The sequence below is a fragment of the Azospirillum griseum genome, assembly GCF_003966125.1.
GTDB lineage: Bacteria > Pseudomonadota > Alphaproteobacteria > Azospirillales > Azospirillaceae > Azospirillum > Azospirillum griseum.
In genome coordinates, this window is record NZ_RXMA01000022.1 from 1 (window position 1) to 25,597 (window position 25,597).

Annotated in this window: 21 protein-coding genes and 1 rRNA gene; 9 read left to right on the top strand and 13 right to left on the bottom strand. The window is 64.2% G+C overall.

Going from position 1 to position 25,597, the window contains the following annotated elements:
* Window positions 1-70, bottom strand: a 16S ribosomal RNA gene (locus tag EJ903_RS19255); the annotation flags it as partial.
* Window positions 71-709: 639 nt separating this feature from the next.
* Between EJ903_RS19255 and EJ903_RS19260 the strand changes: the two genes are divergently transcribed.
* Window positions 710-2,428, top strand: a complete 1,719-nt coding sequence (locus EJ903_RS19260) for a monovalent cation:proton antiporter-2 (CPA2) family protein (protein WP_126618496.1) — start codon at window positions 710-712, stop codon at window positions 2,426-2,428.
* Window positions 2,429-2,461: 33 nt separating this feature from the next.
* On the opposite strand, the gene EJ903_RS19265 is transcribed toward EJ903_RS19260, so the two are convergent.
* The 5 genes from EJ903_RS19265 to EJ903_RS19285 form a co-directional block, all read right to left on the bottom strand.
* Window positions 2,462-3,499: a sulfate/molybdate ABC transporter ATP-binding protein gene (locus EJ903_RS19265; protein WP_126618498.1), complete on the bottom strand. Its 1,038-nt coding sequence runs from the start codon at window positions 3,497-3,499 to the stop codon at window positions 2,462-2,464.
* Window positions 3,500-3,513: 14 nt separating this feature from the next.
* Complete coding sequence (gene cysW / locus EJ903_RS19270) at window positions 3,514-4,368, bottom strand: sulfate ABC transporter permease subunit CysW (RefSeq protein ID WP_126618499.1); 855 nt, start codon at window positions 4,366-4,368, stop codon at window positions 3,514-3,516.
* On the bottom strand, window positions 4,358-5,194 hold the full coding sequence (cysT, locus tag EJ903_RS19275) for a sulfate ABC transporter permease subunit CysT (protein ID WP_246015756.1): 837 nt from the start codon (window positions 5,192-5,194) through the stop codon (window positions 4,358-4,360). The genes cysW and cysT overlap by 11 nt, the downstream gene beginning before the upstream one ends.
* Window positions 5,195-5,248: 54 nt before the next feature.
* Window positions 5,249-6,262, bottom strand: a complete 1,014-nt coding sequence (locus tag EJ903_RS19280) for a sulfate ABC transporter substrate-binding protein (protein WP_126618501.1) — start codon at window positions 6,260-6,262, stop codon at window positions 5,249-5,251.
* 558 nt (window positions 6,263-6,820) lie between these two features.
* Entirely contained in the window at window positions 6,821-7,273 is a 453-nt protein-coding gene (locus tag EJ903_RS19285) for an RrF2 family transcriptional regulator (protein WP_126618502.1), read from the bottom strand.
* A 212-nt stretch (window positions 7,274-7,485) separates the two neighbouring features.
* On the opposite strand from EJ903_RS19285, the gene EJ903_RS19290 reads away from it, so the two are divergent.
* The gene (locus EJ903_RS19290; protein ID WP_126618503.1) at window positions 7,486-8,118 is read left to right on the top strand and encodes an MBL fold metallo-hydrolase; all 633 of its coding nucleotides are present in this window, start codon (window positions 7,486-7,488) and stop codon (window positions 8,116-8,118) included.
* A gap of 11 nt (window positions 8,119-8,129) precedes the next feature.
* Here EJ903_RS19290 and EJ903_RS19295 read toward each other — a convergent pair whose 3' ends face one another.
* Complete coding sequence (locus EJ903_RS19295; protein WP_126618504.1) at window positions 8,130-8,951, bottom strand: ParB/RepB/Spo0J family partition protein; 822 nt, start codon at window positions 8,949-8,951, stop codon at window positions 8,130-8,132.
* Window positions 8,952-9,040: 89 nt separating this feature from the next.
* Complete coding sequence (locus EJ903_RS19300; RefSeq protein WP_126618505.1) at window positions 9,041-11,191, bottom strand: methyl-accepting chemotaxis protein; 2,151 nt, start codon at window positions 11,189-11,191, stop codon at window positions 9,041-9,043.
* A gap of 242 nt (window positions 11,192-11,433) precedes the next feature.
* Between EJ903_RS19300 and EJ903_RS19305 the strand changes: the two genes are divergently transcribed.
* From EJ903_RS19305 to EJ903_RS19315, 3 genes are all read left to right on the top strand, one after another.
* Window positions 11,434-12,009, top strand: a complete 576-nt coding sequence (locus EJ903_RS19305) for a class I SAM-dependent methyltransferase (protein ID WP_126618506.1) — start codon at window positions 11,434-11,436, stop codon at window positions 12,007-12,009.
* 3 nt (window positions 12,010-12,012) lie between these two features.
* A complete protein-coding gene (locus tag EJ903_RS19310) occupies window positions 12,013-13,347 on the top strand; it encodes a class I SAM-dependent methyltransferase (protein ID WP_126618507.1) in 1,335 nt (444 codons plus the stop codon).
* 98 nt (window positions 13,348-13,445) lie between these two features.
* Window positions 13,446-13,808 carry a methylglyoxal synthase gene (locus EJ903_RS19315; protein ID WP_417281856.1) on the top strand — a complete coding sequence of 121 codons (363 nt, stop codon included), beginning with the start codon at window positions 13,446-13,448 and terminating at the stop codon, window positions 13,806-13,808.
* Between the two features lie 260 nt (window positions 13,809-14,068).
* Here EJ903_RS19315 and EJ903_RS19320 read toward each other — a convergent pair whose 3' ends face one another.
* The 3 genes from EJ903_RS19320 to EJ903_RS19330 all read right to left on the bottom strand — a co-directional run bounded on the left by EJ903_RS19320 (window position 14,069) and on the right by EJ903_RS19330 (window position 20,453).
* Entirely contained in the window at window positions 14,069-16,228 is a 2,160-nt protein-coding gene (locus tag EJ903_RS19320) for a malate synthase G (RefSeq protein ID WP_126618509.1), read from the bottom strand.
* Between the two features lie 272 nt (window positions 16,229-16,500).
* Entirely contained in the window at window positions 16,501-19,359 is a 2,859-nt protein-coding gene (gene polA / locus EJ903_RS19325) for a DNA polymerase I (protein WP_126618511.1), read from the bottom strand.
* A 164-nt stretch (window positions 19,360-19,523) separates the two neighbouring features.
* Window positions 19,524-20,453, bottom strand: a complete 930-nt coding sequence (locus EJ903_RS19330; protein WP_126618513.1) for a dihydrodipicolinate synthase family protein — start codon at window positions 20,451-20,453, stop codon at window positions 19,524-19,526.
* 64 nt (window positions 20,454-20,517) lie between these two features.
* On the opposite strand from EJ903_RS19330, the gene EJ903_RS19335 reads away from it, so the two are divergent.
* The 4 genes from EJ903_RS19335 to EJ903_RS19350 are packed head-to-tail and all read left to right on the top strand — an operon-like array spanning window position 20,518 to window position 23,925.
* Window positions 20,518-20,751, top strand: a complete 234-nt coding sequence (locus tag EJ903_RS19335; RefSeq protein WP_126618515.1) for a hypothetical protein — start codon at window positions 20,518-20,520, stop codon at window positions 20,749-20,751.
* Window positions 20,748-21,632, top strand: coding sequence for an SMP-30/gluconolactonase/LRE family protein (locus EJ903_RS19340; RefSeq protein WP_126618517.1), 885 nt, complete (start codon window positions 20,748-20,750; stop codon window positions 21,630-21,632). Before EJ903_RS19335 ends, EJ903_RS19340 begins: the two co-directional genes overlap by 4 nt.
* 5 nt (window positions 21,633-21,637) lie before the next feature.
* Complete coding sequence (locus EJ903_RS19345) at window positions 21,638-22,480, top strand: NAD-dependent epimerase/dehydratase family protein (protein ID WP_126618519.1); 843 nt, start codon at window positions 21,638-21,640, stop codon at window positions 22,478-22,480.
* Between the two features lie 2 nt (window positions 22,481-22,482).
* Window positions 22,483-23,925 (top strand): aldehyde dehydrogenase family protein, encoded by a 1,443-nt coding sequence (locus EJ903_RS19350; protein ID WP_126618521.1) that lies wholly within the window; start codon window positions 22,483-22,485, stop codon window positions 23,923-23,925.
* Window positions 23,926-23,959: 34 nt separating this feature from the next.
* Here the strand turns inward: EJ903_RS19350 and EJ903_RS19355 are convergent, their stop codons facing one another.
* Together EJ903_RS19355 and EJ903_RS19360 are read right to left on the bottom strand one after the other, a co-directional pair.
* Window positions 23,960-24,715: a response regulator transcription factor gene (locus EJ903_RS19355; protein ID WP_174237332.1), complete on the bottom strand. Its 756-nt coding sequence runs from the start codon at window positions 24,713-24,715 to the stop codon at window positions 23,960-23,962.
* A 104-nt stretch (window positions 24,716-24,819) separates the two neighbouring features.
* A complete protein-coding gene (locus EJ903_RS19360; protein ID WP_246015758.1) occupies window positions 24,820-25,509 on the bottom strand; it encodes a substrate-binding periplasmic protein in 690 nt (229 codons plus the stop codon).
* Window positions 25,510-25,597 lie beyond the last annotated feature (88 nt).

The window sequence follows — 25,597 nt, forward strand, 5'->3', positions numbered from 1 at the left end:
ATCGTTCGACTTGCATGTGTTAGGCATGCCGCCAGCGTTCGTTCTGAGCCAGGATCAAACTCTCAGGTTCGAACCGATCATCAGCCAAGGCCAACAACCGATCGAGACGGATCGCCTGATAGACGTTCCAAACCCAAGCGTTAGAAAACCTGTTACAGTCAACTTGCTTCAACTTGGATGCTCAACAGACGTCCGTTGATGTGCCGATCCCAATCCCTCAAGACCCAGCAACTAACCGCAAGACATAAGCCCGCCGTCTGCGCATCCCTTCTCGACTTCACGACCACAATGTCAAAGATCCATCCCGATGATCGCACAAAGACATTCTCAAACGCCAAAGCGGATGATATGATCCAGTTGCTTTCTGATCGGAAGAGCGCCGAACTGAGCAGTTCGCGCTGGCAGGCAGTTTTTTTAGCGCTTTCGGCGAAGTGGGTCAAGCCCTTTTTCGCACTGTCTCGTCGATGTCTCGACAAAACCAAACACACAAAACCACCTTCCCCCGATCAGTCGGGGCCTCAACCGCTTGGCGTTGTCCGTCGGGACAGCGTCACCGGCTGAGGGACGGGTGTATACGCAGCCATTTTGCGATCGTCCAGAAGAAAATGCCTTTGGCTGCATTTTTCCATTCGGTACGCGGAACGCTTGAAGCCGTCCCCACGCACGGCCCATACACAACGTCAGCTCCACATCAAACGCCACAGCCCTGATGCACGACGCCAGCCTTCTTCTCGACATTCTGTATCTGCTGCTGGCCGCCATCGTGGTGGTTCCGCTGTTCCAAACACTGCGCATCCCAGCGGTGCTCGGCTATCTGGTGGCGGGCATGGCGCTTGGTCCACACACACCCGGACCAGTCGTGGATCTGGAATTGCCCAAAGTCCTGTCGGAGTTCGGCGTTGTCTTTCTTTTGTTCGCGATCGGGCTGGAGTTGCCCCTGTCCCGTTTGCAAGCGATGCGACGCTACATCTTCGGTCTGGGGTTGCTGCAAGTGACCCTGACCACGGCGGTTCTGGGCAGCGGAGCCTACACCTTGGGATTGGCTCCAGACGCCGCGCTGGTGGTGGGTGGAATGTTGGCGTTTTCCTCCACCGCCACGGTGCTCAAGCTTTTGGTGGAGCGCGGGGAAACTGTGGCACGCTTTGGCCGCATCTCCGTGGCGGTGTTGATTTTCCAGGATTTGGCCGTTGTCCCACTGCTGACGCTTCTGCCACTGTTGGCCGACGCCAACGCCAGCGTTCCTTTGGCGTTGACCATCGCCACGGTCAAAGCCGTGTTGGCGATTCTCGTGATCATGCTGCTCGGCCGCTTCGTGGTGCGCCCGGCTTACCGTTTCATTGCCTCGGCTGGCAATCCGGAGTTGTTCACGGCCACCAATCTTTTCGTTGTTCTGGCGGTGGGTTGGCTGACGGCACAAGCCGGAATGTCCATGGCGTTGGGGGCTTTCCTGGCTGGTATGCTGTTGGCCGACACCGCCTACCGCCACCAGGTTGAGGCGGACATCGAGCCGTTTCGCGGCTTGTTGCTCGGTTTGTTTTTCATGACCGTCGGCATGACCCTGGATCTGCCAACCATGGCGCGGGAAGCTGGGACCATCGTCGGTCTGACAGCGGTTCTGTTGGTCGGCAAAAGCACGCTTCTGGTGGTGTTGTGTCGGTTGTCCGGGCTGGGGTTGGCAACATCAATCCGCATCGGTCTGATTCTGTCGCAGGGCAGTGAATTTGCGTTCGTTCTGATCGGCACAGCGACCTCGCTGACGGTTCTGGACAGTGGCCTAGGCCTATTGCTGTCGTCAGTGGTGGCGTTGAGCATGGCGGTGACACCGCTGATCGCCGCCTTCGCCCACCGCCTTGCCCAGGAGATCGAAGCACGGCATGGAGCGGAGTCCTTTGGCATCGCCACCGGCGACACCCACCAGCATGTGCTGATCGCTGGTTACGGTCGGGTTGGGCAAGCCGTCGCCCGCCTGTTGGCCGCAAACCAGGTGCCTTACGTCGCGCTGGACTTGGAACCCGGACGCGTCGCGGCCGCCCGCGCGCAAGGCTTGCCGGTGTTCTATGGCGACGCCAGCCACGCCACCGTGTTGCGCACCGCTGGAATCGAACGAGCCAAGGCTGCCGTCATCACACTGAACCGCCCCGAGTTGGCTCAACGCGCCGTGGAGGCGGTGCGGCAGACCGCCCCGGATCTGCCGGTGATCGCCCGCGCCCATGATCTGACGCAGAGCCGTCGCCTGAGTGAATCCGGGGCCAGCGCGGTGGTTCCCGAAGCGATGGAGGCCAGCCTGCAGTTGGCCGGGCTGGTGTTGCGCAGCGCCGGCGTTTCCCAGCAGGTGATTGATGACAGCCTTCAGGCGCACCGCGCCAAGGAGTACGCCGCGTTGGCCAGTCCAGTCACACGGGCAAATGGTGGGGAGGGCGTGGAGTGATCCCCTCCCACCGTCACCATCCAGACCAAAGCATCAGCGCGTGAACACGCGGGCGCGGTCAATCTGCACGGTGCAGCGGTCGCCCACCACCATGCCAAGCGACGTGAAGCGCTCCCGGTCCATTTCGGCTTCCAGGCTGAGGCCATCCAGCTCGATTTCAACGCGGGCGTCCGGCCCAACAACATGGATGCCAGACACACGCCCCGGTCCCGCCGCCGCCGGAGCCACCCCCAGATCGTGCGGACGCACATAGGCGATGCCGGAGCCGCGCAGCGTTTCGTCGGTGGTGATGGACAGTGCGCCGTTGCCAATCCGTGCCACGCCCCCCTCGACCGTGCAGTCAAAACGGTTCACCTGCCCAAGAAACTCATACACGAAGGCCGATGAGGGATGATCATAAACCTCGGCGGGCGACCCGATCTGTTCGATGCGGCCCTGACTCATCACCACCACACGGTCGGCCAGTTCCAGAGCCTCTTCCTGATCGTGGGTGACAAAGACCGAGGTGATGTGAATCTCGTCGTGCAGCTTGCGCAACCAACGGCGCAATTCCTTGCGCACCTTGGCGTCCAGCGCACCGAACGGTTCGTCGAGCAGCAACACCTTGGGTTCGATCGCCAGCGCACGCGCCAACGCCACACGTTGCCGCTGCCCTCCCGAAAGCTGAGCCGGATAGCGTTCGGCGAAATGACCAAGCTGCACCAGTTCCAGCAATTCCATCACCCGGCGCTTGATTTCAGCGCTGGGCAGGCGCTGGGCGCGCGGGCGCACCTTCAACCCGAACGCCACATTGTCGAACACCGTCATGTGGCGGAACAGAGCGTAATGCTGAAAGACGAAACCGACCTGACGGTCGCGCGGCTTCAGCCCCAACGCCTCTTCCCCATTCAACTGAAGGCTGCCCGCGTCCGGGCTTTCCAGCCCGGCCATGATGCGCAGCAGCGTGGTCTTGCCGGACCCCGACGGCCCCAGCAACGCCAGAAGTTCACCGGATCGAACCTCCAGATCGACCGAGTCGAGCGCGCGGTAGGTGCCGAATTGCTTGGTGATTCCCGAAACCTGGATCGCCATGGACCACGCCCCCTTTACTTGTGCCGTGAAGCCGCCAGCTCAGCCCCGAAGCGCCATTCCAGCGCCGTCTTCGCCACCAGGGTGACGAGCGCGAGCATGGCCAGCACCGAAGCCACCGCAAAAGCAGCGACAAAATTGTATTCGTTGTACAGAATCTCGACGTGCAGAGGCATCGTGTTGGTGTAACCCCGGACGTGACCGGACACCACCGACACCGCACCGAATTCGCCCATCGCGCGGGCGTTGCACAGCAGAACGCCATACAACAGGCCCCATTTGATGTTGGGCAGCGTCACCCGCCAGAAGGTTTGCCAGCCACTGGCACCCAACACCAACGCGGCTTCCTCCTCCTCTGACCCCTGTTCCTGCATCAGCGGAATCAGTTCGCGCGCCACGAAGGGGAATGTGACGAAAATGGTGGCCAGCACCAGCCCCGGCACCGCGAAGATGATCTGGATTCCATGGGACTTCAGATAAGGCCCCATCAACCCGTTCAACCCGAACAGCAGCACATAAATCAGGCCGGAAATGACAGGGGAGACGGAGAACGGCAAATCGATCAGGGTGATCAACAGATTCTTGCCACGAAAATCGAACTTGGCCACGCACCAGGACGCGGCCATGCCAAACACGAGATTCGCCGGGACAGCAATGGCGGCCACAATCAGCGTCAGCTTGATCGCCGCGAGGGCATCCTCCTCCACCAGCGCCGCCCAATAGGCCGACACGCCTCGGCGCAGCGCCTCGGCAAACACCGCCACCAACGGCAGCAGCAGAAAGAGTGCCAAGAAGACCAACGCGGTGGCGATCAGCAGACGACGCATCCAGGCCGGATCACTCAAGGCCGAAGCGGTCGCGTTAGCGGGCATGACGCGACCTCATCCAATGTTGCAGAATGTTCAGAATCAACAGCATGACGAATGACACCAACAGCATGGACGTGCCGACCGCCGCCGCCCCGGCGTAATCATATTGTTCCAGTTTGATGACGATCAGCAGGGGCAGGATTTCGGTCAGGCCCGGCATGTTGCCCGCGATGAAAATGACCGAACCGTATTCGCCAACCCCACGCGCAAAGGACAGGGCAAATCCCGTGACCAGGGCGGGCAAAACCGCCGGAAACACCACCTGCCAAAAGGTTTGCCCGCGCGTGGCCCCCAGCGATACGGCGGCCTCCTCCTCCTCCGGCGGCAATTCCTGAAGGATCGGTTGCACGGTCCGCACGACAAACGGCAAACCGACGAAGGTCAGCGCGATGGCGATGCCGAGGGGAGTGAAGGCAACCTTCAACCCGAACAACTCGTTCAACGGTTTGCCGACCCAACCGTTTGGTGCGTAGAGCGCGCTGAGGGCGATGCCAGCCACCGCCGTCGGCAAGGCAAACGGCAAATCAACGAGCGCATCGACCAACCGCTTGCCTGGAAACTGATAGCGCACCAGCACCCACGCCACGATGAAGCCAAAGACCGCGTTGATGGCGGCGGCAACCAGGGAAAGCCCGAAGCTGACCTGGAACGCGGCCAGAACACGGGGCGTCAGCACCGCGTTCCAGAAGCCGAACCAACCCAAACCACCAGCCTTCACGATCAACGCGCCGAACGGCAACAGAACGAGGATGCCCAGGTAGCTGAGCGTGAAGCCCAAGGTCAGACCGAAGCCCGGCAGCACGCTCGGTTTCTTCAGGATGGACGTCACCGCGCTCCCCTTTGTGGGGAACGCGACGTCGGCAGAAGCGGCTGCGACCACGGATCAGCGGCCCTTCTGGTAAATTTGATCGAAGACACCACCATCGGCGAAATGCTTCTCCTGGGTCGGGCGCCAGCCACCAAAGGTCTGGTCGATCGTCACCAGCTTAACATTCGCGAAGCGCCCCGCATACTGGCTCGCCAATTCCGGCGAACGCGGGCGGTAGAAGTTCTTGGCCGCGATCTCCTGCCCTTCGCGGGTGTACAGGAACTGGAGGTAGGCCTCCGCCACCTTGCGGGTCCCTTTGCGATCCACCACGGTGTCCACGACCGCAACCGGCGGCTCGGCCAGAATCGACAGGCTGGGCACAACGATTTCGAACTTGTCGGCTCCGAATTCCTGAAGCGACAAATACGCCTCATTTTCCCAGGCCAGCAAAACATCGCCCAACTCACGCTGGGTGAACGTCACTGTGGAACCGCGCGCACCGCTGTCGAGAACGGGAACATTCTTGAACAGCTGCTCCACAAACTCCTTGGCCTTGGCCTCGTCATTGCCGTTCTTGTCGAACGCATAGGCCCAGGCCGCCAGATAGTTCCAGCGTGCACCGCCCGAGGTCTTCGGGTTGGGGGTGATGACCGACACGCCCGGCTTGACCAGATCGTTCCAATCCTTGATCGCCTTGGGATTGCCCTTGCGCACAAGAAACACGATGGTCGAGGTGTAGGGTGCACTGTTGTTCGGCAAACGGCTTTGCCAATTTTTCGCCAGCAGCCCCGTATCGGCGATGGCGTCGATGTCATAGCCCAACGCCAACGTCACCACGTCCGCGTCCAGACCATCGATCACAGACCGGGCCTGTTTTCCCGAACCGCCATGCGACTGCTTGACCGTCAGCTTCTTGCCGGTCTCGCTCTGCCATTTTTTGGCAAAGGCTTGGTTGAAATCGACGTACAATTCCCGGGTTGGATCGTAGGACACGTTGAGCAGCGTGTCTTGCGCATCGGCGGCAGCAACACCCAACCAGGCCAGAGTCAAACCGGTGGCAAGGATGGACAGGCGGCGATGGAACGACATCAATGTCTCCTTCGTTGCCCTCACGATCCGGCCCATTTCACACCGGAAACGCGTGGGTTCATTTCTATTTCGTCTCTAGACTTTGCCAAACCGTGAGCTGCGTGAAAAGCACTTTTTTCCCAACGTTAGAGAAGACAATATGAGTTTCTCCGTAAGATATTGTTTTATATAAAAATATTTTTACATTCTACCTGCGCCAAGCATGATGTCAGTCGCAGGTTTACGCATGATAATATGTGTTTTTTCCTGCCAACAACCGACCGATGGATCCGCATCAAACCTGCCACACCCCTTTCCCTTCGCCGTAGCAGCGCGTTGTCTGAGGCAAAACGCGTCGTGAAGCGACTTGGCCGAGGTCAGCCGGACACGGCGCACCAACAACGTCTGTGGGCGAACGCCATCGGGCGGGAGGCGGATGCAGGCCACCTCTCGCGCGCTCCGCCGGAAAGGCACAACTCTGGACACAGCTCCCCGCCTTGGATCATGCGATGGGTCGAAGCAGCATGATGGGCTTGGCCAGAGGCCCGTGCCACAGGTCGGGGAATGATCCCATTGCCCTCAGATGTCGAACATCAGCGCCAGGCCACCGGTGGATTGCCGGTGTCGCAAGGCGTCGGCCAAGGTGCAATGGTCCAGGACATTCGCCGTTGCGTCGCGCACCTGCACCATCAACCACCGCACCGAACAGAGATTCGGGTCACCACAATCTTCGCACGGCTTGAAGGAAAATTTGCTGGCGCAGGGAATTGGGGCCAAATGACCGTCAATCAGGCGAATCACCTCCCCAAACGTGATCTGCGGGGCCGGACGGGCCAAGCGATACCCGCCGCTCTTCCCCCGTTTGGCGTACAGCAGGCCCTGCTTGCGCAGTTCCACCAGGATCGCTTCCAGAAACTTGCGGGGTATGTTTTCTCGCTCCGCGATGTCCGCGATCAGCACCAACCTGTCGTCAGGCTGTTCGGCCAGCATGATGAGGGCGCGCAGCGCGTATTTGGCTTTCTGCGTCAGCATTCAGGCATCGAACCTTTTGATCGTGGTTGAATCGGGCAAAAAAGGCCTGGGATCAAGATGATCCGCCATCTGTCCCCACACGGCAACGATTTCCCTATCGGGAGTGGAACGTCAAGCGCCGTCTTGCCCCGCCTTTGACCGACGGGCTATGGTTCGGCCATCGTCAGGGTCGCGCTTCAGCGACCGGGCGCAGGACGACAAGAGGCATGGGTATGCAGCACATCATCGTTCCGGTCACGCCGTTTCAACAGAACTGCTCGGTTCTCTGGTGCCCCGAAACGATGACGGGGGCGGTGGTGGATCCCGGCGGCGACCTTGATCGGATTTTGCGCGCGGTGCAGGCCAAGGGCGTCACTCTGGAAAAGATTCTCGTCACGCACGGACACATCGACCACGCCGGGGCCGTGGCCGACCTGGCCGAACGGCTGTCGCTTCCCATCGAAGGCCCTCACCGTGACGATCAATTCTGGATCGACGGCATGCCGATGCAAAGCCAGATGTTCGGCTTCCCCGCCGTTCGCTCCTTCACACCCGACCGTTGGCTGGAGGATGGCGACACCGTGACCGTGGGCAAGGCGACGCTGGAGGTGCGGCATTGCCCCGGCCACACTCCCGGTCATGTCGTCTTCATCCACACACCCGGCAAGCTTGCCATCGTCGGCGATGTGCTGTTCCAAGGGTCCATCGGCCGCACCGACTTCCCCAAGGGCAACCACGGCGATTTGATCGCCTCGATCAAGGACCGGCTGTTTCCCTATGGCGATGACATCGCGTTTGTTCCTGGCCACGGTCCGATGTCCAGCTTCGGCGAGGAGCGCCTGTACAATCCCTTTCTGACGGATTGAAGCGGCGTCCCTCAGTCGATCTCCACCTCGTCGCCCAGCAGCAGGTCAATCCGCCGCCGCATCAGGATCAGTTCGCGCCGTTGCGAGTCGTCGATGTAGGCCCGATGGTCGCGCGGGTCGCCCAAACGCTGGGTCGCCCGTCGCAGCGCCTCCAGGAAACGGCCAATCGCTGATTGGGTGCGGACACCGGCTTCTTTCGCACTCTCCTTGCGGTCGCGCGCCTCCCGCACGGTGCCGCCGCCCTGCTTGACCTGCTCCCACAGGGCCATCTGATCGACCAGTTCTTTCATCCAGGCGATCTCAATGAGCGTGGAGCGCGACACGTCGCGATGCGACGTCGCATAGTCCTGCTTGATGGCATCCGGCAGGCTGTTCAGCCGCAAGGTGTGGCTGACGTTGCTTTGGCTGCGGCCAATGATCCGACCCAGTTGCTCCTGGGTATACCCGTGCCGGTCGATCAAACGCGCCAGCGCTTCCGCCAACTCCAGCGCATCGAGATCCACCCGCTGCACGTTCTCAACCAGGGCCAACTCGTCGGCGTTGCCGGAGGTGACGAGCGCAAAAACGCTGTTCCGCCCCAACATCTCGTGGGCGCGCAACCGTCGCTCTCCGGCCACAAGCCGGAAACCGCCAACCACCTCCTGCACAAGCACGGGCTGCTTCAGCCCGTAATGGGCAATCGACCCAGCCAGACTCTCCATCTCTTCCGCATCGAAACGCTGCCGGGGCTGATTCGGATTGCGGATGATGCGGCTGACCTCCAACTCCACCAACCGGGGTGGCCTGGATTTGTCATTGAACAGATTGCTGCTGGTCGAGGGCAGTGTTGGCATGACGTTCTCGTTCTCCGCACGGATTGGGACGGTGCCCTGCCAGGGCAAGCCCTGTCAACACCCCGTCCCGCCCCTGCGACCGTTGACCGTCACGCCGCCTTGATGTCGGACAGGAATTGTTCGATCTCGTCGCGCAGATGCCCGGCCTGACGGGTCAGATCCTGGGACGAGGTCAGCACTTCGCCCGCCACCGTCTTGGTGGTGTCCGCCGCCTTGGCCACCCCGTCGATGATATGGGTGACGGATTGGGTCGCCTTGGCCGCCTGTTCGGCGTTGGCGGCGATTTCCATGGTGGCGGTTCCCTGCTCTTCAATCGCGTTGGAAACCACCCCGGAGATCCGGCCCATGTCCTGGATCACGTTGACAATCTGGCCGATGGCGGTGGCCGCCCCTTCCGTGACCGACTGCATGGTGGAGATCTGCCCGGAGATCTCCTCCGTCGCCTTGCCGGTCTGGTTGGCCAGGGATTTGACCTCGCTCGCCACCACGGCAAAGCCCTTGCCCGCCTCGCCCGCGCGCGCGGCTTCGATGGTGGCGTTCAAGGCCAACAGATTCGTCTGTGCGGCAATGTCATGGATGAGTTGCACCACCGCACCGATTCGGTTCGCCGTGTCCACCAACACCTTCATCGTGTCACCGGCCTGCGCCGCCGCACCGACGGCGGCCTGCGTGATCCGACTCGATTCATCAATATGCCGCCCAATGTCGCCGATGGACGCCCGCAACTGATTGGCCGCCGTCGCCACCGTTCCGACGTTGGAGGCTGTCTGATCGGCCGCTGCGGCCACGTTGGTGGCCTCATGCAGCGTGCGGTCGGCCCCGTCGCTCATGGACCGGGCGGTGTTTTCCAGCCCACCGGCGGCCATCGTCACCGCCCGCACGATGGAACCAACCCGCGAGTCGAAATTCTGGGTGACATGCTCCAGCTTGCGGGTCCGCTCTTCACGCAGGGCACGCACCCGCTCCTGTTCCGCGTGGAGCGCGTCAGCCTTGATGAGCGCCTCCTTGAACACCTGCATCGCCCCGGCCATCTGGCCGATTTCGTCGGTGCGGTCCTGCGCCGGCACCTCGAGTTGACGTTCGCCATCGGCCAGACGCTGCATGGCACCGCTCATCGCCGACAGCGGGCGGGTGATGCCACGCGCAAACAGCACACCGCCCAGCGACACCAGCAGCACCAACCCGAAGCCCGCCATGACCATTTGGTTGCGCATGCTGATGACCGGAGCCAGGATCTCGTCCACAGCGGCCTCGGCCAGGACCGTCCAGTTCAAGGCGCTGTGCTTCATCACATGGTACGCGGTGAGCGCCGGGCCGGTGCCGCTGACGTTGCCCGCTTCAACCAATCCGATGCGGTCGCTGTCCGCCGCGATGACCGATGCGGCCCCCCCGACATAAGGTTTGAGCACCGCAAGCTCCGACGAGAAGCGAGGGGTGCTGCGCAGCTTGCCGTCCGTCCCCAGGAGGAAGGTGTCGCCGGTGTCCCCCATGCCGTCGGTGCTGCGCATGATCCGGTTGATTCCGGTGGCCTCCAATCGGAACACCAGGACAGCCAGCATCTGCACCCCACCGTCCGGCTGTTGCAAAACCACCGGGCTGGCAAGAAAGGCCGACGGCGTCCCACCCGCCAAGGAATAGGCGGTGAAGTCAATCACACGGGAAACCCCAGGTTTCACCTCGCGCTTCATGTCCGCGACCAGCGCACCCAGCGCTGTATCATTGACCGAACGGCCAAAATCATCGCCTTTGGCCGCGTTGTAGAGCACCGTGCCGTCGGCGGTCACAACCATCACGTCGGCCAGCCCACGCCGCAGCATCAAATCCATCATCCAAGGGTGCAACCGGAAATGCGCCATGTCATACATGGTGCTGCCCGACGGCTTTTCGAGCTTGTAGCGTTCCGTTGGCGGATTCGGGTTCTCGTCGACGTAACGCTTGCGCAAGACATCGCCCGGTTCACCGCGATCCGCTTCGATTCGCCATCCGTTGTTGAGCGCGACCACCGCGTCGCGCATCGAGCGGGTGTTCGCCGTCAGAACGACGTCGCCTTCCAACCCTTCGATGTAGGACTGCACGCTGGTGGCGCGCGCGTTGGCCAAGGCCACCAACTTGTCCTGCGCGGCCGTCCGCAACCGGTCGGTCGCTGCCCAATACGCGAAGCTTCCCAGAAGCACCGCGGACAGCACCGCCGAAGCCACCAACGCGCAAGGTATCTTGTGCCGCAGCAGAAGGCTATTCACGGTTGCACCCTCCTGAGTCTTTAAATTGCCGGCTGGCCCGGCTTTGTGAACAGTTTGTCATCGTGGGACCAGATTGAAAAGAGCGAAGACAGTTGGGGTTCCCACCAATCCGTGATCTTAGGTATTCCATGACGGTTTTGTTAAACGATCGTTCAAAATCCATTGCGCTGGCGCAATGAAACGCATGTCTGTAGAAAGGAGGCGGAAAATCCAGGTTGGTTCCCGAAGGGGGAGGTCAGTCCATGTCTCTGGCGGATCGCAAGCTTTTCGTCGAACGGTGGCTCAAATCGCCCCTTAAGGTTGCATCCGTCACCCCAAGCGGTACTGATTTGTGTCGGGCGATGGCGCGGGCGGCGGGCATCACCCCCAGTCGACGTGTGGTGGAGTTGGGGCCGGGGACCGGCCCAGTCACCGCCGCGTTGCGCGCCCATGGCGTGGCCCCGGAAAATCTGTTGATGATCGAGTTGGATGCGGCCTTTGCCGGGCATCTGGCGGCGATCCATCCGGGTGCCACCGTGGTTCAGGGTGACGCGACCCGCATCCAACGGATCATTCACGATCATGGGTGGTCTGATTGCGACAGCGTGGTGTCGGGCCTGCCGCTGATCGCCATGCCGCTGCCGGTTCAGGCCCGGATCGTGCGCGGTGCCTTTTCCGTGCTGGCCCCCGGTGGTGTTTTCGTGCAATTCACCTACGGGCCGTTCGCACCGATCAATCCCGAACTGATCCGGCGGCTTCGTTTGAAGCCTCACCGGCACAGCTGGATTGCCCGGAACCTGCCTCCGGCCTCCGTCTGGACCTTTCACCGCCTGCCGTGAACCGTGACCGCCGACCTGACCGAGTCTGACTCCTTCTTCGCTGACATCCGCGCCCTGCTCGCCGCACGCCGCCATCGGGTGGCGATCCGCCGCCTGAAAGAGGGCGCGCCACGCGGGGTGACGCGCGACCGGTTGCTTGGCTTGGCCTATGTCGGGCACCGCGCGCCCACCACCGGTTTGCTCCATTTGCGCCGCGCCCTGGCCGTTGCCCCGGACGACGCGGAGGTTGCGCAGGCGTTGGCTTTGGCGCATCAGGCAGCCAACGCCCCATTCGACGCGGTGCGCTGGTTCGAACGTCTGGCCCGTCTGACCCCAAACGCGCCCGGCATCGCCGCCGCGTTGGCCGGAGCCTATCGCCGCGACGCCCGTTACCGCGACGCCCTGGCCTTGGCCGACCGCGCCATCGCGCGGGGGGTCTCGGATTTGGACACGCTGTTTGAACGCGCCACCTGTCTGGCCTGTCTGGGGCGGGACGACGACGCGCTGGCCGCTTTTCACGCCCTGCTCGCCGTGGACCCGGAGCATGCCGCCGGATGGTTCGGCAGCCACGCCCAGGCGATGCACCGCCATGGCGCGGACGAGGCGCTGCGCCGCCTGCGCCGCGCCACCCGGTGCGGCGGGGCCAACGGCAAATATTGGGCTTTCATCTGCGCCCTTCTCCTTCTGACGGGGCGGACGGCGGAGGCCGAGGCGGTCGCCGTCGAACAGATCGGCGACAACCCGAAACGCCGCCCGCTGGTCGATGGCGTGCGCGCCCTGCTGCCGCATCTGGCCCCCGACCATCGTCTGTTCGGCAGCAGCGGGCGGTTGCTGCGCCACGCCGTGGCCCAGGCGACCACCCCCGGTCTGGTGCTGGAGTTCGGGGTTCGGCGCGGCACCTCGCTGGAGCACATCGCCGACGCTGCGGGCCAAGAGGTCCACGGTTTCGATTCGTTCGAAGGGCTGCCGGAAGGCTGGGTGAACACCCCCGCCGGGGTGCTGACCACCGGTCGGCAATTGCCCGACGTGCGCCCCAACGCCCGGCTGCATGTGGGATGGTTCGACGACAGCCTGCCGCCCTTTCTGGCCGCCCATCCGGGGCCGGTCCGCTTCGTCAACATCGACAGCGATATTTACAGTTCGGCCCGCACCGTGCTGACCGCGCTGGCCGACCGTTTCCGCCCCGGCAGCGTCGTGGTGTTCGACGAGTACATTGGCAACCACAGTTGGCGCGAGGACGAACACCGCGCCTTTCAGGAATTTGTTGCCGCCCACCGGGTGGCGTATGACTGTTTTGCCGTCAGCCCCTTCACCAAGCAGGTCGCCTTTCGGATTCGCGCCATCGGCGGGGCGGCGTAGCAGCCCGCTGTTACAATCTTTCCGCTTTCGGCCTTCCGCTTTTCATTCCTTGTTGGATGCGCTAGTTTGTCGCGGTTTTCCGCAGGAGGATGGACGCCGTGCAGGCTGCCTTGATTTCCCACGACCGTTTGAAGCCGCAATTCGTCGAATGGGTGATCCGTCACCGCCACATCCTGCAGCCGCACACCCTGTTCGCCACCGGGACCACCGGCGGCCTCATCAAGGACGCCTGCCCGGAACTGAACCTGACCCCGTTGAAAAGCGGCCCGTTGGGCGGCGATCAACAGATCGGCGCGCTGATCTGCGAGGGCAACATCCAGGCCCTGTTCTTCTTCATCGACCCGCTGACGCCGATGCCGCACGACGTGGACGTGAAGGCGCTGATCCGCCTGACCGCCCTGTACAACATCCCGACCGCGCTGAACGAAGCGACGGCGGATCGGCTGATCGCCGGGTTCTGAAGGAGGATGGTTTTTTGTCCACAGATGAATGCAGATAAACACAGATTTTAAAATTCTGGATTTCCTCTTGGCTGCGCCACCGCGCTTTGCAAGGGGAAATGAATTTATGAGTATCCCGGACTCTCAGGGCAACAGGGTGTACTCAAAAAAATCTGTGTTTATCTGCGTTCATCTGTGGATAAAAAAATCCCTAAACAAGAACGCCCCCGTTCCCAATTACGAGAACAGGGGCGTTTTGCATCACGCAACGCGGAGGAGTCTTACGCCGTCGCCTTCACCTGACGGCGACGGGCGTGCAGGACCGGTTCGGTGTAGCCGTTCGGCTGGACGCGGCCCTTGAACACCAGATCGCACGCGGCCTGGAACGCGACGCTGCCGTCGAAATTCCCAGCCATCGGGCGATAGAGCGGATCACCGGCGTTCTGACCATCGACCACGGCGGCCATGCGCTTCATCGTGTCCATCACCTGCGCCTCGGTGCACACGCCATGGTGCAGCCAATTGGCGATGTGCTGGCTGGAGATGCGCAGGGTGGCGCGGTCTTCCATCAGCCCGACATTGTGGATGTCCGGCACCTTGGAGCAGCCCACGCCCTGATCGACCCAGCGGACGACGTAGCCCAGAATGCCTTGGGCGTTGTTGTCCAACTCCTGGCGGATTTCCTCCTCCGACCAGTTGGGGCGGTCGGCCAGCGGCAGGGTCAGGATGTCCGACAGGGCGGCGGCCTGACGGTTGGCCAACTGCGCCTGCACCGACGCGACGTTGACCGCGTGGTAATGGGTGGCGTGGAGAACGGCGGCGGTCGGCGACGGCACCCAGGCGGTGTTCGCCCCGGCCTTGGGGTGGCCGATCTTGGCGACCAGCATGTCGGCCATCAGATCGGGCATCGCCCACATGCCCTTGCCGATCTGGGCGCGGCCCTTCAGACCGGCGCGCAGGCCGACATCGACGTTGTTGTCCTCGTAGGCCCCGATCCACTTGGCCGCCTTCATCGCCGCCTTGCGGACGACCGGCCCGGCTTCCATCGAGGTGTGGATCTCGTCGCCGGTGCGGTCCAGGAAACCGGTGTTGATGAAGACGACGCGGTTCTTGGCGGCGCGGATGCACTCCTTGAGGTTGACGGTGGTGCGCCGCTCCTCGTCCATGATGCCGACCTTGAGCGTGTAACGGTCCAGGCCCAGCAGATCCTCGACCCGGCCGAACAGCTCGTTGGTGAAGGCCACTTCCTCCGGCCCGTGCATCTTCGGCTTGACGATGTAGACGGACCCGGTGCGGCTGTTGCGCAGCGCGCCGTTGCCCTTCAGATCGTGCAGCGCGATCAGCGAGGTGAACACGCCGTCCAGGATGCCTTCCGGTGCCTCGCTGCCGTCCGACAGCAAAATGGCGTCGTTGGTCATCAGATGGCCGACGTTGCGGACCAGCAGCAGGCTGCGGCCGTGCAGGGTCAGCGTGCCGGTGGGGGTGGTGTAGCTGCGGTCCGGGTTCAGCGAGCGCAGAACCGTCTTGCTGCCCTTGTCGAAGCTGGCCTGCAAGGTCCCCTTCATCAGGCCCAGCCAGTTGCGGTAGGCACCGACCTTGTCCTCCGCGTCCACGGCGGCGACGGAATCCTCGCAATCCTGGATGGTCGAGAGCGCGGCTTCCAGCACGACGTCGGCCACGCCCGCCGGATCGGTCTTGCCGATCAGATGGTTGCGGTCGATGCGGATGTCGATGTGGGTCCCGTTCTGCACCAGCAGAACCGACGAGGGCGACGCCGCGTCGCCCTGCCAGCCGGCCAGCGCCGACGGATCCTTCAAACCAACGCTGCGGTGATCCTTCAGCGTCGCCACCAGCGCGCCATCGACGATGGCGTAGGCGGTGACGTCGGCGTGCGAATCCTCGGCCAGCGGCACGGACTCATCCAGGAAACGGCGCGCCCAGGCGATGACGTCGGCCCCGCGTTCGGCGTCGTAGCCACCGGCCGCCGCCTTGCCAGGCAGCGCGTCGGTGCCATAGAGCGCGTCGTACAGGCTGCCCCAGCGGGCGTTGGCGGCGTTCAGGGCGTAGCGGGCGTTGGTGATCGGAACCACCAATTGCGGCCCGGCCAGACGGGCGATCTCGTCATCGACGTTGGTCGTCTCGATGGCGAAATCCGGGCCTTCGGGAACCAGATAGCCGATCTCGCGCAGGAACGCCTCATACTCGGCGGCGTCGTGCGTCTGGCCCCGGCGGGCGACGTGCCAGGCGTCGATCTTGGCCTGGAGGGCGTCGCGCGTGGCCAGCAGCGCGCGGTTGCGCGGGGCCAGATCGTGCAGCAGCGCGTCCACCCCGGCCCAGAAGGCGGCGGAGTCGATGCCGGTGCCGGGCAGCGCCTCGGTCTCGATGAAATCAAACAGGGTTTGGGCGACGTCCAGGCCGCCGCGACGAATCCGCGTGCTCATCTCGTTGCGTGTCCCATTCTCTTTGTGCGCTCGGTTCGCAGGCCCCTCTGCGGGGGCCTTTGCGCAAAGTTATTGCGTCAAACGCCCCGCGCGGTCAACAGAATGTCGCAACGCAACAACAGATCGTTGCGTTCGGGGATCGGTAAATCGCGCAAGGAACGGAAAAATCTCGCACGAAAGCATTTCTGTTCGTGCGAATTGCAGCCCCAAAACGCATAAAAAGGAAACAGGGCCATCACCCCCTGCAACGGCACCAGTCCCCACCGGCACGCTCAGTGCGCCTCGCCCCAGTTCGTGCCGATCCCCGCCTCGGCCACCAGCGGCACGCTGAAGGACGCCGCCGCCTCCATCACGCCGCGCACCAGGGCGGCGGTCTGTTCGGCTTCGGCCTCCGGCGCTTCGAACAGCAATTCATCGTGCACCTGCAACAGCATGCGGGCGTGGCTGCCCGCCGCCGCCAGCGCGGCGGGGATGCGGTTCATCGCCCGTTTCATGATGTCGGCGGCGGTCCCCTGAATCGGCGCGTTGATCGCCTGACGTTCGGCGAAGGCGCGGCGGGCCGGGTTCTTGTCCTGGATCCCCGGCATGTAGCAGCGCCGCCCGAACAGGGTTTCGACATAGCCATGCTCGCGGGCAAAGCCCTTGGTCGCCTCCATCCAGGCTTTCAGCTCGTGGAACCGCTCCATGTAGGTCTTGATGAAGCTGTTCGCCTCGCCCGGCGTGATGCCAAGCTGGCGGCTGAGGCCGAAGCCGGAAATGCCGTAGATGATGCCGAAATTGATCGCCTTGGCCTTGCGGCGGATGTCGGAGGTCATCTGGTCCAGCGGCACGCCGAACACCTGGGCCGCCGTGGCGGCGTGAATGTCCAGCCCGTCGCGGAAGGCGTCCTTCAGCGCCTGGATGTTGGCCATTTCGGCCACCAGACGCAGTTCGATCTGCGAGTAATCGACGCTGATGAGGCGATGACCCGGCGCGGCGATGAAGGAGCGGCGGATCTTCTTCCCCTCCTCCGTGCGGACGGGGATGTTTTGCAGGTTGGGATCGGTTGAGGACAACCGCCCGGTGTTGGTCGCCGCCAGGGCAAAGGCGGTGTGGACCCGCCCGGTGCTGGCCTCGATCTTCTCCTGCAAGGCGTCGGTGTAGGTGCTTTTCAGCTTGGCGAGCTGCCGCCAGTCCAACACGCGCTGGGCGATGCTGTGGCCCTGCTCGGCCAACTCCTCCAGCACGCTGGAATCGGTGGAATAGGCCCCGGTCTTGCCCTTCTTGCCGGTGCCCAGCTTCATCACATCGAACAGAATTTCGCCAAGCTGCTTGGGCGAGCCGATGTTGAAGCTCTGCCCGGCCAATTGATGGACGTCCTTTTCAATCTCCACCAGCCGCACCGCCAGATCCTGCGACAGGCGGCTCAAGGCCTCGCGGTCCACCAGCACGCCCGCGCGCTCCATCTCCGCCACCACCGGAACCAGCGGGCGGTCGAGCGTTTCATAGACCGTGACCATGCGCGCCTCGACCAGCCGGGGTTTCAGCAGGCTCCAGAGCCGCAGGGTGATGTCGGCGTCCTCCGCCGCATAGGCCAGCGCCTTGTCCAGCGGCACGCGGTCGAAGGTGATCTGGCTTTTGCCGGTCCCGCACACCTCCTTGAAGGGAATCGGCGTGTGGGCGAGGTGCAGTTCCGACAATTCATCCATGCCATGGCCGTGCGCGCCGCCGTCGAGCGCGTAGGAGATCAGCATGCTGTCGTCGATCGGCGACACCGTCACGCCGTGGCGGGCGAACAATTGATGGTCGAACTTGAAATTGTGCCCGACCTTCAGGACCGCCGGATCCTCCAACACGTCCTTCAACGCCGCCATCAGGTCGGCGGTGGCGATCTGCCTGGGCGGCGGCGGGGCGTCGAAATCAAGCTGCCCGTCCGCCGTCGCCGGGTTGACGTGGGCGAGCGGGATGTAGCAGGCCAACCCCGGTGCGGTGGCCAGCGACACGCCGACCAGCGTGGCGGTGGCCGGGGTCAGGCTGTTGGTTTCGGTGTCCACCGCCAGCACGCCGCGTTCGCGCGCGCGCCGCACCCACACCTCCAGCGCGGCCACATCCTGGACCAGCTCGTACCGCTGCTCGACCGCCGCAGCGGGTTTCGTCGCCGACCCGTCCGCCGACGAGGCTTGCGGCGACCCGGTGGACGGCGACGGGGCGGGCAAACCGGCGTCGGCGATGCGGCCGTCGCGGCGCATCTCCATTTCCACGCGGGCAACGATGCTGCGGAAACCCTGCGCCTTCAGGAAGTCGATCAGGCGCTGGTGGTCGGGTTCGCGCACGCGCAGGGCGTCGAGCGGCTTGGGCTGGGGCGCGTTGTCCTCCAGCCGTACCAGACGGCGGGACACCCGCGCCTGTTCGGCGAACTCGATCAGCTTCTGGCGGCGGGCGGGCTGCTTGATCTTCTCCGCGTTGGCCAGCAGCGTGTCGAGATCGCCGTATTCGGTGATGAGCTGGGCGGCGGTCTTGATGCCGATGCCGGGCACGCCCGGCACATTGTCGACGCTGTCCCCGGCGAGAGACTGGACGTCCACCACCTTTTCCGGGGGAACGCCGAACTTCTCGAACACCTCGTCGGGGCCGATGTGCTTGTTCTTCATCGGGTCGTACATCGACACGCCCGGCCCGACCAGCTGCATCAGGTCCTTGTCGGACGACACGATGGTCACGGGCCGCCCGGCCTCGCGCGCCAAACGGGCGTAGGTGGCGATCAGATCGTCGGCTTCATAGCCGTCCAGCTCCAGGCTGGGCAGGCAAAAGGCGTCCGTCGCCTCGCGGATCAGGGCGAATTGGGGCTTCAGCTCCTCCGGCGTTTCGGGCCGGTGGGCCTTGTAATCGGGGTAGAATTCGTTGCGGAAGTTCAGCCGGGCGCTGTCGAACACCACGGCCACCGCCTCGGCCTTCGCATCGGCCAGCAGCTTCAGCAGCATGTTGGAAAAGCCGAGCACCGCGTTGACCGGCGTGCCATCGGGCCGGGTCATCATCGGCAGGGCGTGGAAGGCCCGGAAGATGAAGCCGGACCCGTCCACCAGATACAAACCGCTCTGGTCGGCGGTGGCGTCCGTGGCGGCGGGGGCGGTCGTTCCGGTGCTGTCGCTCATGATGCTCTCGTGTCCAAACTTGCGGGCGCTACCATCGCCCAAGGCGGCACGGGAGTCGAGCGGGGATGACCGGATCGCCGCGCGCAAAAAAGGGGAGCGGGGCACCGCAGCCCCGCCCCCCCTCTTTGCCTGGATCGTTCGGATCCCTCGCGTCGGCGGCAGCCTCAGCCCGCAAAGGCCTGATCGGCGGCCAGCAGGGCTTGCGCCGCCGTGCGGATGCGGGCCAGCAGGTCCGGGTCGTCGATGTTGGAGAACATCGGCAGCATCGGCCCCATGTCGGCCACGCCCGACAGCGTCACCGCTTCGTGCAGCACGCGGATCGGCGACGAGCCGTCGCGCAGGTCTTCCAAGGGCAGATACTGTTCGCGCAGGGCCGCCGCGCGGTCCACATCGCCCGCCTTCAGCGCGCGCAGGATCGCCATCGACAGACGGGGCGCGACGCAGATCGAGCCGGAGGTGAAGCCCGCCAAACCGAATTTCGGCAGGTGATCGAGCACCGGGCGCTCACCGATGCCGCTGACGACATAGGTCTTGTCCACGGCGTCGAGGATGCGGGTCAGATACTCGTCATGGGCCGGGTTGTCGCGGACGACGGCGTATTTGATCGAGCAGATCGCCCCGTCGCGCACCAGCGCGGCCAGGGATTCCGGCGCGATGTAGTGGTCGGATTTGACATAGGCGGTCAGCGGGCGTTGCGCCCGGTCGGCCACCCGCGCGATGGCGGTCGCCACCCCGGCGGGGGTCGCGCCAAAGCTCATCGGCAGCATCATCGCGGTGGGGAAATCGAACTCGCGCAGGATGGCGGCCTGGTCCATCGCCTTGCCGTAATCCGGGCCGAGCGAGGGGATCATCCAGGTGTCCGGCCCGGCGATCTCGCGCAGCATCGCCAGCAGTTCGGGAAATTCGCCGACGCTGGTGTTGTAGAGGTTGGCGTTGCCGCCATAGAGCAGGGTGGACACGCCGCCCTGTTCCAGGTGACGGACCAGCTTGCGGTTTTCCTCCGCGTTCAGCGACAGGTCGGCGTTGCGCGCCAGCGGGGGCACCGCAATGACCGACCGTGCGAGATCGGCCCGTGTGACGGCAGTCGTCTTCACCTCAATCCTCCTTCGTGCGACGTCGTGATGCAGGCGTCTTGTGTCAAAAGGTATGACATCATCCATGTTGTCTGACAAGTTAAAAGCGCAACAAGTCGCCAATTTCCTGTTTTGCGGCGCAGCACGGGCGGCAAAAAGTGGTCAGTCTATAAATTTGTTTGACAACATGGCCGCGCGGATCGATTCTTCCGCCCAACAAGCGGTTCGGCGCGGCGCACGCCGCCGCCCGCACACAACCGCCATCAGAATCCACGGCGTCATCCACAGCGCCGCTGCGGGAGGGAGGTTCGGCCCATGATCGGCCCGATACAGTGTTTGGTGGACGCCCGCGCGCGCGTCGGCGAAAGCCCGGTCTGGGACGCCGCCGGCAACCGCCTGTTCTGGGTGGACATCCTGGCGGGGCTGCTGTCCGCCGTCGATCTGCGCAGCGGATCGGTGCAATCCTGGAGCCTGCCGGGGGCGGTCGGCTCCATCGCGCTGTGCCGCAACGGCGATGTGGCCGTCGCCCTGCCCAACGGCGTGCACATCCTGTCCCTGACCAACGGCACACTGCGCCTGTTGGTGGATCCCGAACCCGACCAGCCGACCAACCGCCTGAACGACGGCAAGCTCGGCCCCGACGGCGCGTTCTGGGTCGGCAGCATGGACGACCGCCCGGTCAAGGAGCCGGTGGCCGCGCTCTACCGGATCACGCCGGACGGGCGGGCCGAACGCAAGATCGACGGGCTGAAGGTGTCCAACGGGCTGGCCTGGAGCGCGGACGGGCGGACGATGTTCCATTCCGACTCGCGCGGCCCCTGGATCGACCGCTGGGACTTCGATCCCGTGACCGGGAACCTCGCCAACCGCACGCGCATCGCCACCCTGACCAACGAGGAGGGCCGTCCCGACGGGGCCGCCACCGATGTGGAGGGCTGCTATTGGAGCTGCGGGGTGTCGGCGGGCTTCCTGAACCGCTTCACCCCGGATGGCACGCTGCTGGCGCGCTACCCCCTGCCGGTGCCCGCCCCGACCATGTGCGCCTTTGGCGGGGCGGACATGCGCACCTTGTTCGTCACCAGCCTGCGCGACGGGCTGTCGGACGCCGCGCTGGCCGAACACCCGCTCTCGGGCGGGGTCTTCATGATGCGAACCGAGGTCGAAGGCGTCCCGGTTGGCCGTTTCCAGATCAAAGGGTGACAGCGATGCTTCTTCTGATGACCGGTGCCGGTGGTGCCGTCGCCACCGCGCTGACCCCGCGCCTGACCGCGCTGGGCTACCGCCTGCGTTTCAGCGACCGGGTGCGCCCGGCCGGTTTGCCGGACGACGCCGATTTCGTCGCGGCGGAATTGACCGACGAGGCCGCCGTGTTCCGCGCCTGCGACGGGGTGGACGCGGTGCTGCATCTGGGGGCCATCTCGTCGGAGGATTCCTTTGAACGGATTCTGGAGGTGAACATCCGGGGCAGCCACCATGTGTTCGAGGGCGCGCGCCGGGCGGGCAACCGCCGGGTGATCTTCGCCAGCTCCAACCACGCCATCGGCATGTACCCGCGCAGCCTGACCATCGACGAGACCGCCGCCCCCCGCCCCGACAGCTATTACGGCCTGAGCAAGGCCTATGGTGAGTTGCTGGCCCGCTTCTATTGGGACAAGCACGGGCTGGAAAGTGCCTGCCTGCGCATCGGATCGAGCGAGCACAAACCCAGCCAGAAGCGCCATCTCAGCACCTGGCTCAGCCACGATGATTTCGCCCATCTGATCGACCGCTGCCTGAAGGCCGAGGGGCTGGGAGCGGCGATCTTCTACGGCGTGTCGGCGAACAGCCAACGTTGGTGGCGCGACCAATCGGCGCAGACCATCGGCTATCACCCCCAGGACAACGCCGAGGCGTGCGCCGGTCTGCCCGGTATGCAAGATCCGATGCCGAACGCACTGGACGAGGCGCACCAGGGCGGTACGTTTGTCAGCGCCAACTGCACCCGCACCCAGCCGCCCGATGAACGGTGGAACGCGTCGGGTGCCGCACAAAAACAGGGAAGCCTTTGATCATGGCCGACGTTTACGCGAATCTCATCGGCGGCGAGTGGGTCACGTCCACCGCCGTCAGCCGCAACGTCAACCCGTCGGACCTGTCCGACGTCGTCGGCGAATACGCGCAGGCCGACGCCGCGCAGACCGCCGCCGCCATCGACGCCGCCGCCAGCGCCTTCCCGGCCTGGGCCGCGACCTCGCCCCAGCGCCGCAGCGACATCCTGGACGCCGCCGGGTCGGCGCTGCTGGCCCGCAAGGACGAGTTGGGCCGCCTGCTGTCGCGCGAAGAGGGCAAGACCCTGCCCGAAGGCATCGGCGAAGTGACGCGCGCCGCGCAGATCTTCAAGTATTTCGCGGGCGAGGCGCTGCGCCTGTCGGGCGAGCGGCTGGATTCGACCCGCCCCGGCGTGGATGTGGAGATCACCCGCGAGCCGCTGGGCGTCATCGGCCTCATCACGCCGTGGAACTTCCCCAGCGCCATCCCGGCCTGGAAGATCGCCCCGGCGCTGGCCTATGGCAACACGGTGGTGATGAAGCCCGCCGACGCGGTTCCTGCCTCCTCCTGGGCGATCGCCGAGATTCTGGTGCAGGCCGGGCTGCCGGCGGGGGTGTTCAATCTGGTCATGGGGCGCGGCTCCGTGGTGGGCGAGGCCATCGTCTCGTCGCCGAAGATCAACGCCATCAGCTTCACCGGATCGGTCGCCACCGGTCGGCGCATCGGTGCCCGCGCCTTCGAATCGGGCAAGAAGTTCCAGCTTGAGATGGGCGGCAAGAACCCGCTGGTCGTGCTGGACGACGCCGATCTGACCGTCGCGGTCGGGGCCGCGCTCAACGGGGCCTTCTTCTCCACCGGGCAGCGCTGCACCGCGTCGTCCCGTCTGGTGGTGACGGCGGGCATCCACGACCGCTTCGTCGCCGCGCTGGCCGAGAAGATGGCCGCGCTGAAGGTCGATCACGCGCTGAAGCCCGGGACCGACATCGGCCCGGTGGTGTCGCAGGACCAGCTGGAACAGGATCTGCGCTACATCGCCATCGCCAAGGACGAGGGCGGGCGGCTGGTCACGGGCGGCGAGCGTCTGACCCGCGAGACGGAGGGCTATTACCTGTCCCCCGCCCTGTTCGCCGACACCACCAACGACATGCGGATCAACCGGGAAGAGGTGTTCGGCCCGGTCGCCTCGGTCGTGCGTGTGCGCGATTACGACGAAGCGCTGGCGGTGGCCAACGACACCGAATTCGGCCTGTCGTCGGGCATCTGCACCACCTCGCTGAAGCACGCCACCCATTACAAGCGCCACGCCCAGGCGGGCATGGTCATGGTCAACCTGCCGACCGCCGGGGTCGATCCGCACGCGCCGTTCGGCGGGCGCAAGGGGTCGAGCTATGGCGCGCGCGAACAGGGCGCTTACGCGCGGGAGTTCTACACCACGATCAAGACGGCCTACGTGTTCGGCGGCTGATCGGATCGGTCAGGATCGCGGGAGGGGGCGGGGGTCACTCCGCCCCTTTTCCGTTGCCGCCCATCGCCACCGCGCCGACAAAGGCGTAGCCGACACCGTGCACCGACTGAACCGGCAGGGCCTGCCCGCTCTGCTCCTCGACCTTGATGCGCAACCGGCGGACCAGCGAATCAATGGAGCGGCTGTAGGGATCCCAGTCGCGGCCCGTCAGGGCAAAGGCGATGGCCTGCCGCGTCACCGGTTCGCCCGGCGTGGCCACCAGCAGGGACAGAAATTTGTATTCGGTGGCCGTCAACGGAACCGCCGCACCGCCCGGCGGCTGGATCCACCATTCAATGTCGTCAAACACCCACAGTTTTTTCGCATCGGCACCCGCCGGTGCCGGGGCCGGAACCGGGGTGGGCGCGACCGGGGAAGGAGGCGCGCTTTTTTGCAGGCGGCGCAGCAGGGCCTTGACCTGCGCCTCCACCTCGCGGAAATCGACCGGCTTGACCAGATAGACGTCCGCCCCCAGTTCCAACCCGATCACCCGATCAATCAGGCCGGAGCGCCCGGTCAGCATCATGACGGCGGTCTTGGACGCCAAGCGCACGCGCTGGGCCACCGAAAAACCATCTTCGTCCGGCAGATTGACATCCAGAATGATGATGTCCGCGTCTTCGGCCTGCAACAGGCCATCCAAAGCGGCACCGCTGTTGGCCCCGCGCACGCGGAAGCCGCAGCGGGTCAGATAATCCACCAGATCGTCCCGAAGATCGTCTTCGTCCTCGACCACGATGATCCGCGCCACGGCGTTACAAACCCCATTCCAAGACCTTTGATATTCCGACCATAAACGGCCTTCCTACCCTTCGCCAAGACAAAGCGCAGGAAGTCACTGGATAATTTTCCTCCTCAGGGCTTTTGCAAATATTGATTGCCAACGGTCGCCGAATATCGCCCAACCACCTCGCGGTCGATGGCGTCGGCCCGACCAGACTTGACCAACCCGTCATAGCAGCGGTCAAAGTCGCTGCGGACTCCCTCATCACGAAACATCATCGTGTAATCGCTTGGTGGAAAAATCGCCGTGAACACCACATCCTGGGTGGGATCGAACCCAACGGATCCACCCGCCTTCACCTTGTCGATCAATTGACGATTGTATTCGGCAAAGATCAAGCCATCGGACAGAACCGCCTCGACCCGACCGGCGAACAGAAGATTGGAGTGGCTCAACTGATCCGCCCGTTCGCGAAACTCGGCAAAGCTGGGGGCCGCATCCTTCAAACCGGGCAACACCCCGGAGGCTCCAAAAAAGGTGACGACACGCTTGCCCGCCAGATCCCCCAGCGCTTTGATCGACTGACCGCTGCTCTTCAGAACCGACGCCCCGTTCTGGTAGCGAATGTAGGGGACGGACCGCGCGCCCGTGATCGCCATGTCGGGGGGAACGGTGGCAACGGCGTCGAACTCCGCCTTCTCGCCATACTCGATCCAATGCCGCCCGAAGGGGACCACCACGAAACGCACCTGATGCCCGCAGGCCGCCAACGTTTCGGTGATGACGGTGGCCTCCCGCCCGGTTCCATTGGCCTGGAACATCGGCGGCAGTTCCGGAGCCACGACCACAAGGGATTTCGCAAAGGCTGTGGTTGAAACGGCAAGCGTCAAATAAAAAGCTAAGATTGAA

Excerpts from the sequence above, each read along its gene's own strand:
- EJ903_RS19340 (WP_126618517.1), top strand. The coding sequence starts at position 20,748 with ATGATCGGCCCGATACAGTGTTTGGTGGACGCCCGCGCGCGCGTCGGC.
- EJ903_RS19290 (WP_126618503.1), top strand. The coding sequence starts at position 7,486 with ATGCAGCACATCATCGTTCCGGTCACGCCGTTTCAACAGAACTGCTCG.
- EJ903_RS19285 (WP_126618502.1), bottom strand. The coding sequence starts at position 7,273 with ATGCTGACGCAGAAAGCCAAATACGCGCTGCGCGCCCTCATCATGCTG.
- EJ903_RS19280 (WP_126618501.1), bottom strand. The coding sequence starts at position 6,262 with ATGTCGTTCCATCGCCGCCTGTCCATCCTTGCCACCGGTTTGACTCTG.
- EJ903_RS19320 (WP_126618509.1), bottom strand. The coding sequence starts at position 16,228 with ATGAGCACGCGGATTCGTCGCGGCGGCCTGGACGTCGCCCAAACCCTG.
- EJ903_RS19360 (WP_246015758.1), bottom strand. The coding sequence starts at position 25,509 with ATGTTCCAGGCCAATGGAACCGGGCGGGAGGCCACCGTCATCACCGAA.
- EJ903_RS19335 (WP_126618515.1), top strand. The coding sequence starts at position 20,518 with ATGTTGTCTGACAAGTTAAAAGCGCAACAAGTCGCCAATTTCCTGTTT.
- EJ903_RS19295 (WP_126618504.1), bottom strand. The coding sequence starts at position 8,951 with ATGCCAACACTGCCCTCGACCAGCAGCAATCTGTTCAATGACAAATCC.
- EJ903_RS19305 (WP_126618506.1), top strand. The coding sequence starts at position 11,434 with ATGTCTCTGGCGGATCGCAAGCTTTTCGTCGAACGGTGGCTCAAATCG.
- EJ903_RS19350 (WP_126618521.1), top strand. The coding sequence starts at position 22,483 with ATGGCCGACGTTTACGCGAATCTCATCGGCGGCGAGTGGGTCACGTCC.
- EJ903_RS19345 (WP_126618519.1), top strand. The coding sequence starts at position 21,638 with ATGCTTCTTCTGATGACCGGTGCCGGTGGTGCCGTCGCCACCGCGCTG.
- EJ903_RS19265 (WP_126618498.1), bottom strand. The coding sequence starts at position 3,499 with ATGGCGATCCAGGTTTCGGGAATCACCAAGCAATTCGGCACCTACCGC.
- polA (WP_126618511.1), bottom strand. The coding sequence starts at position 19,359 with ATGAGCGACAGCACCGGAACGACCGCCCCCGCCGCCACGGACGCCACC.
- cysW (WP_126618499.1), bottom strand. The coding sequence starts at position 4,368 with ATGCCCGCTAACGCGACCGCTTCGGCCTTGAGTGATCCGGCCTGGATG.
- EJ903_RS19260 (WP_126618496.1), top strand. The coding sequence starts at position 710 with ATGCACGACGCCAGCCTTCTTCTCGACATTCTGTATCTGCTGCTGGCC.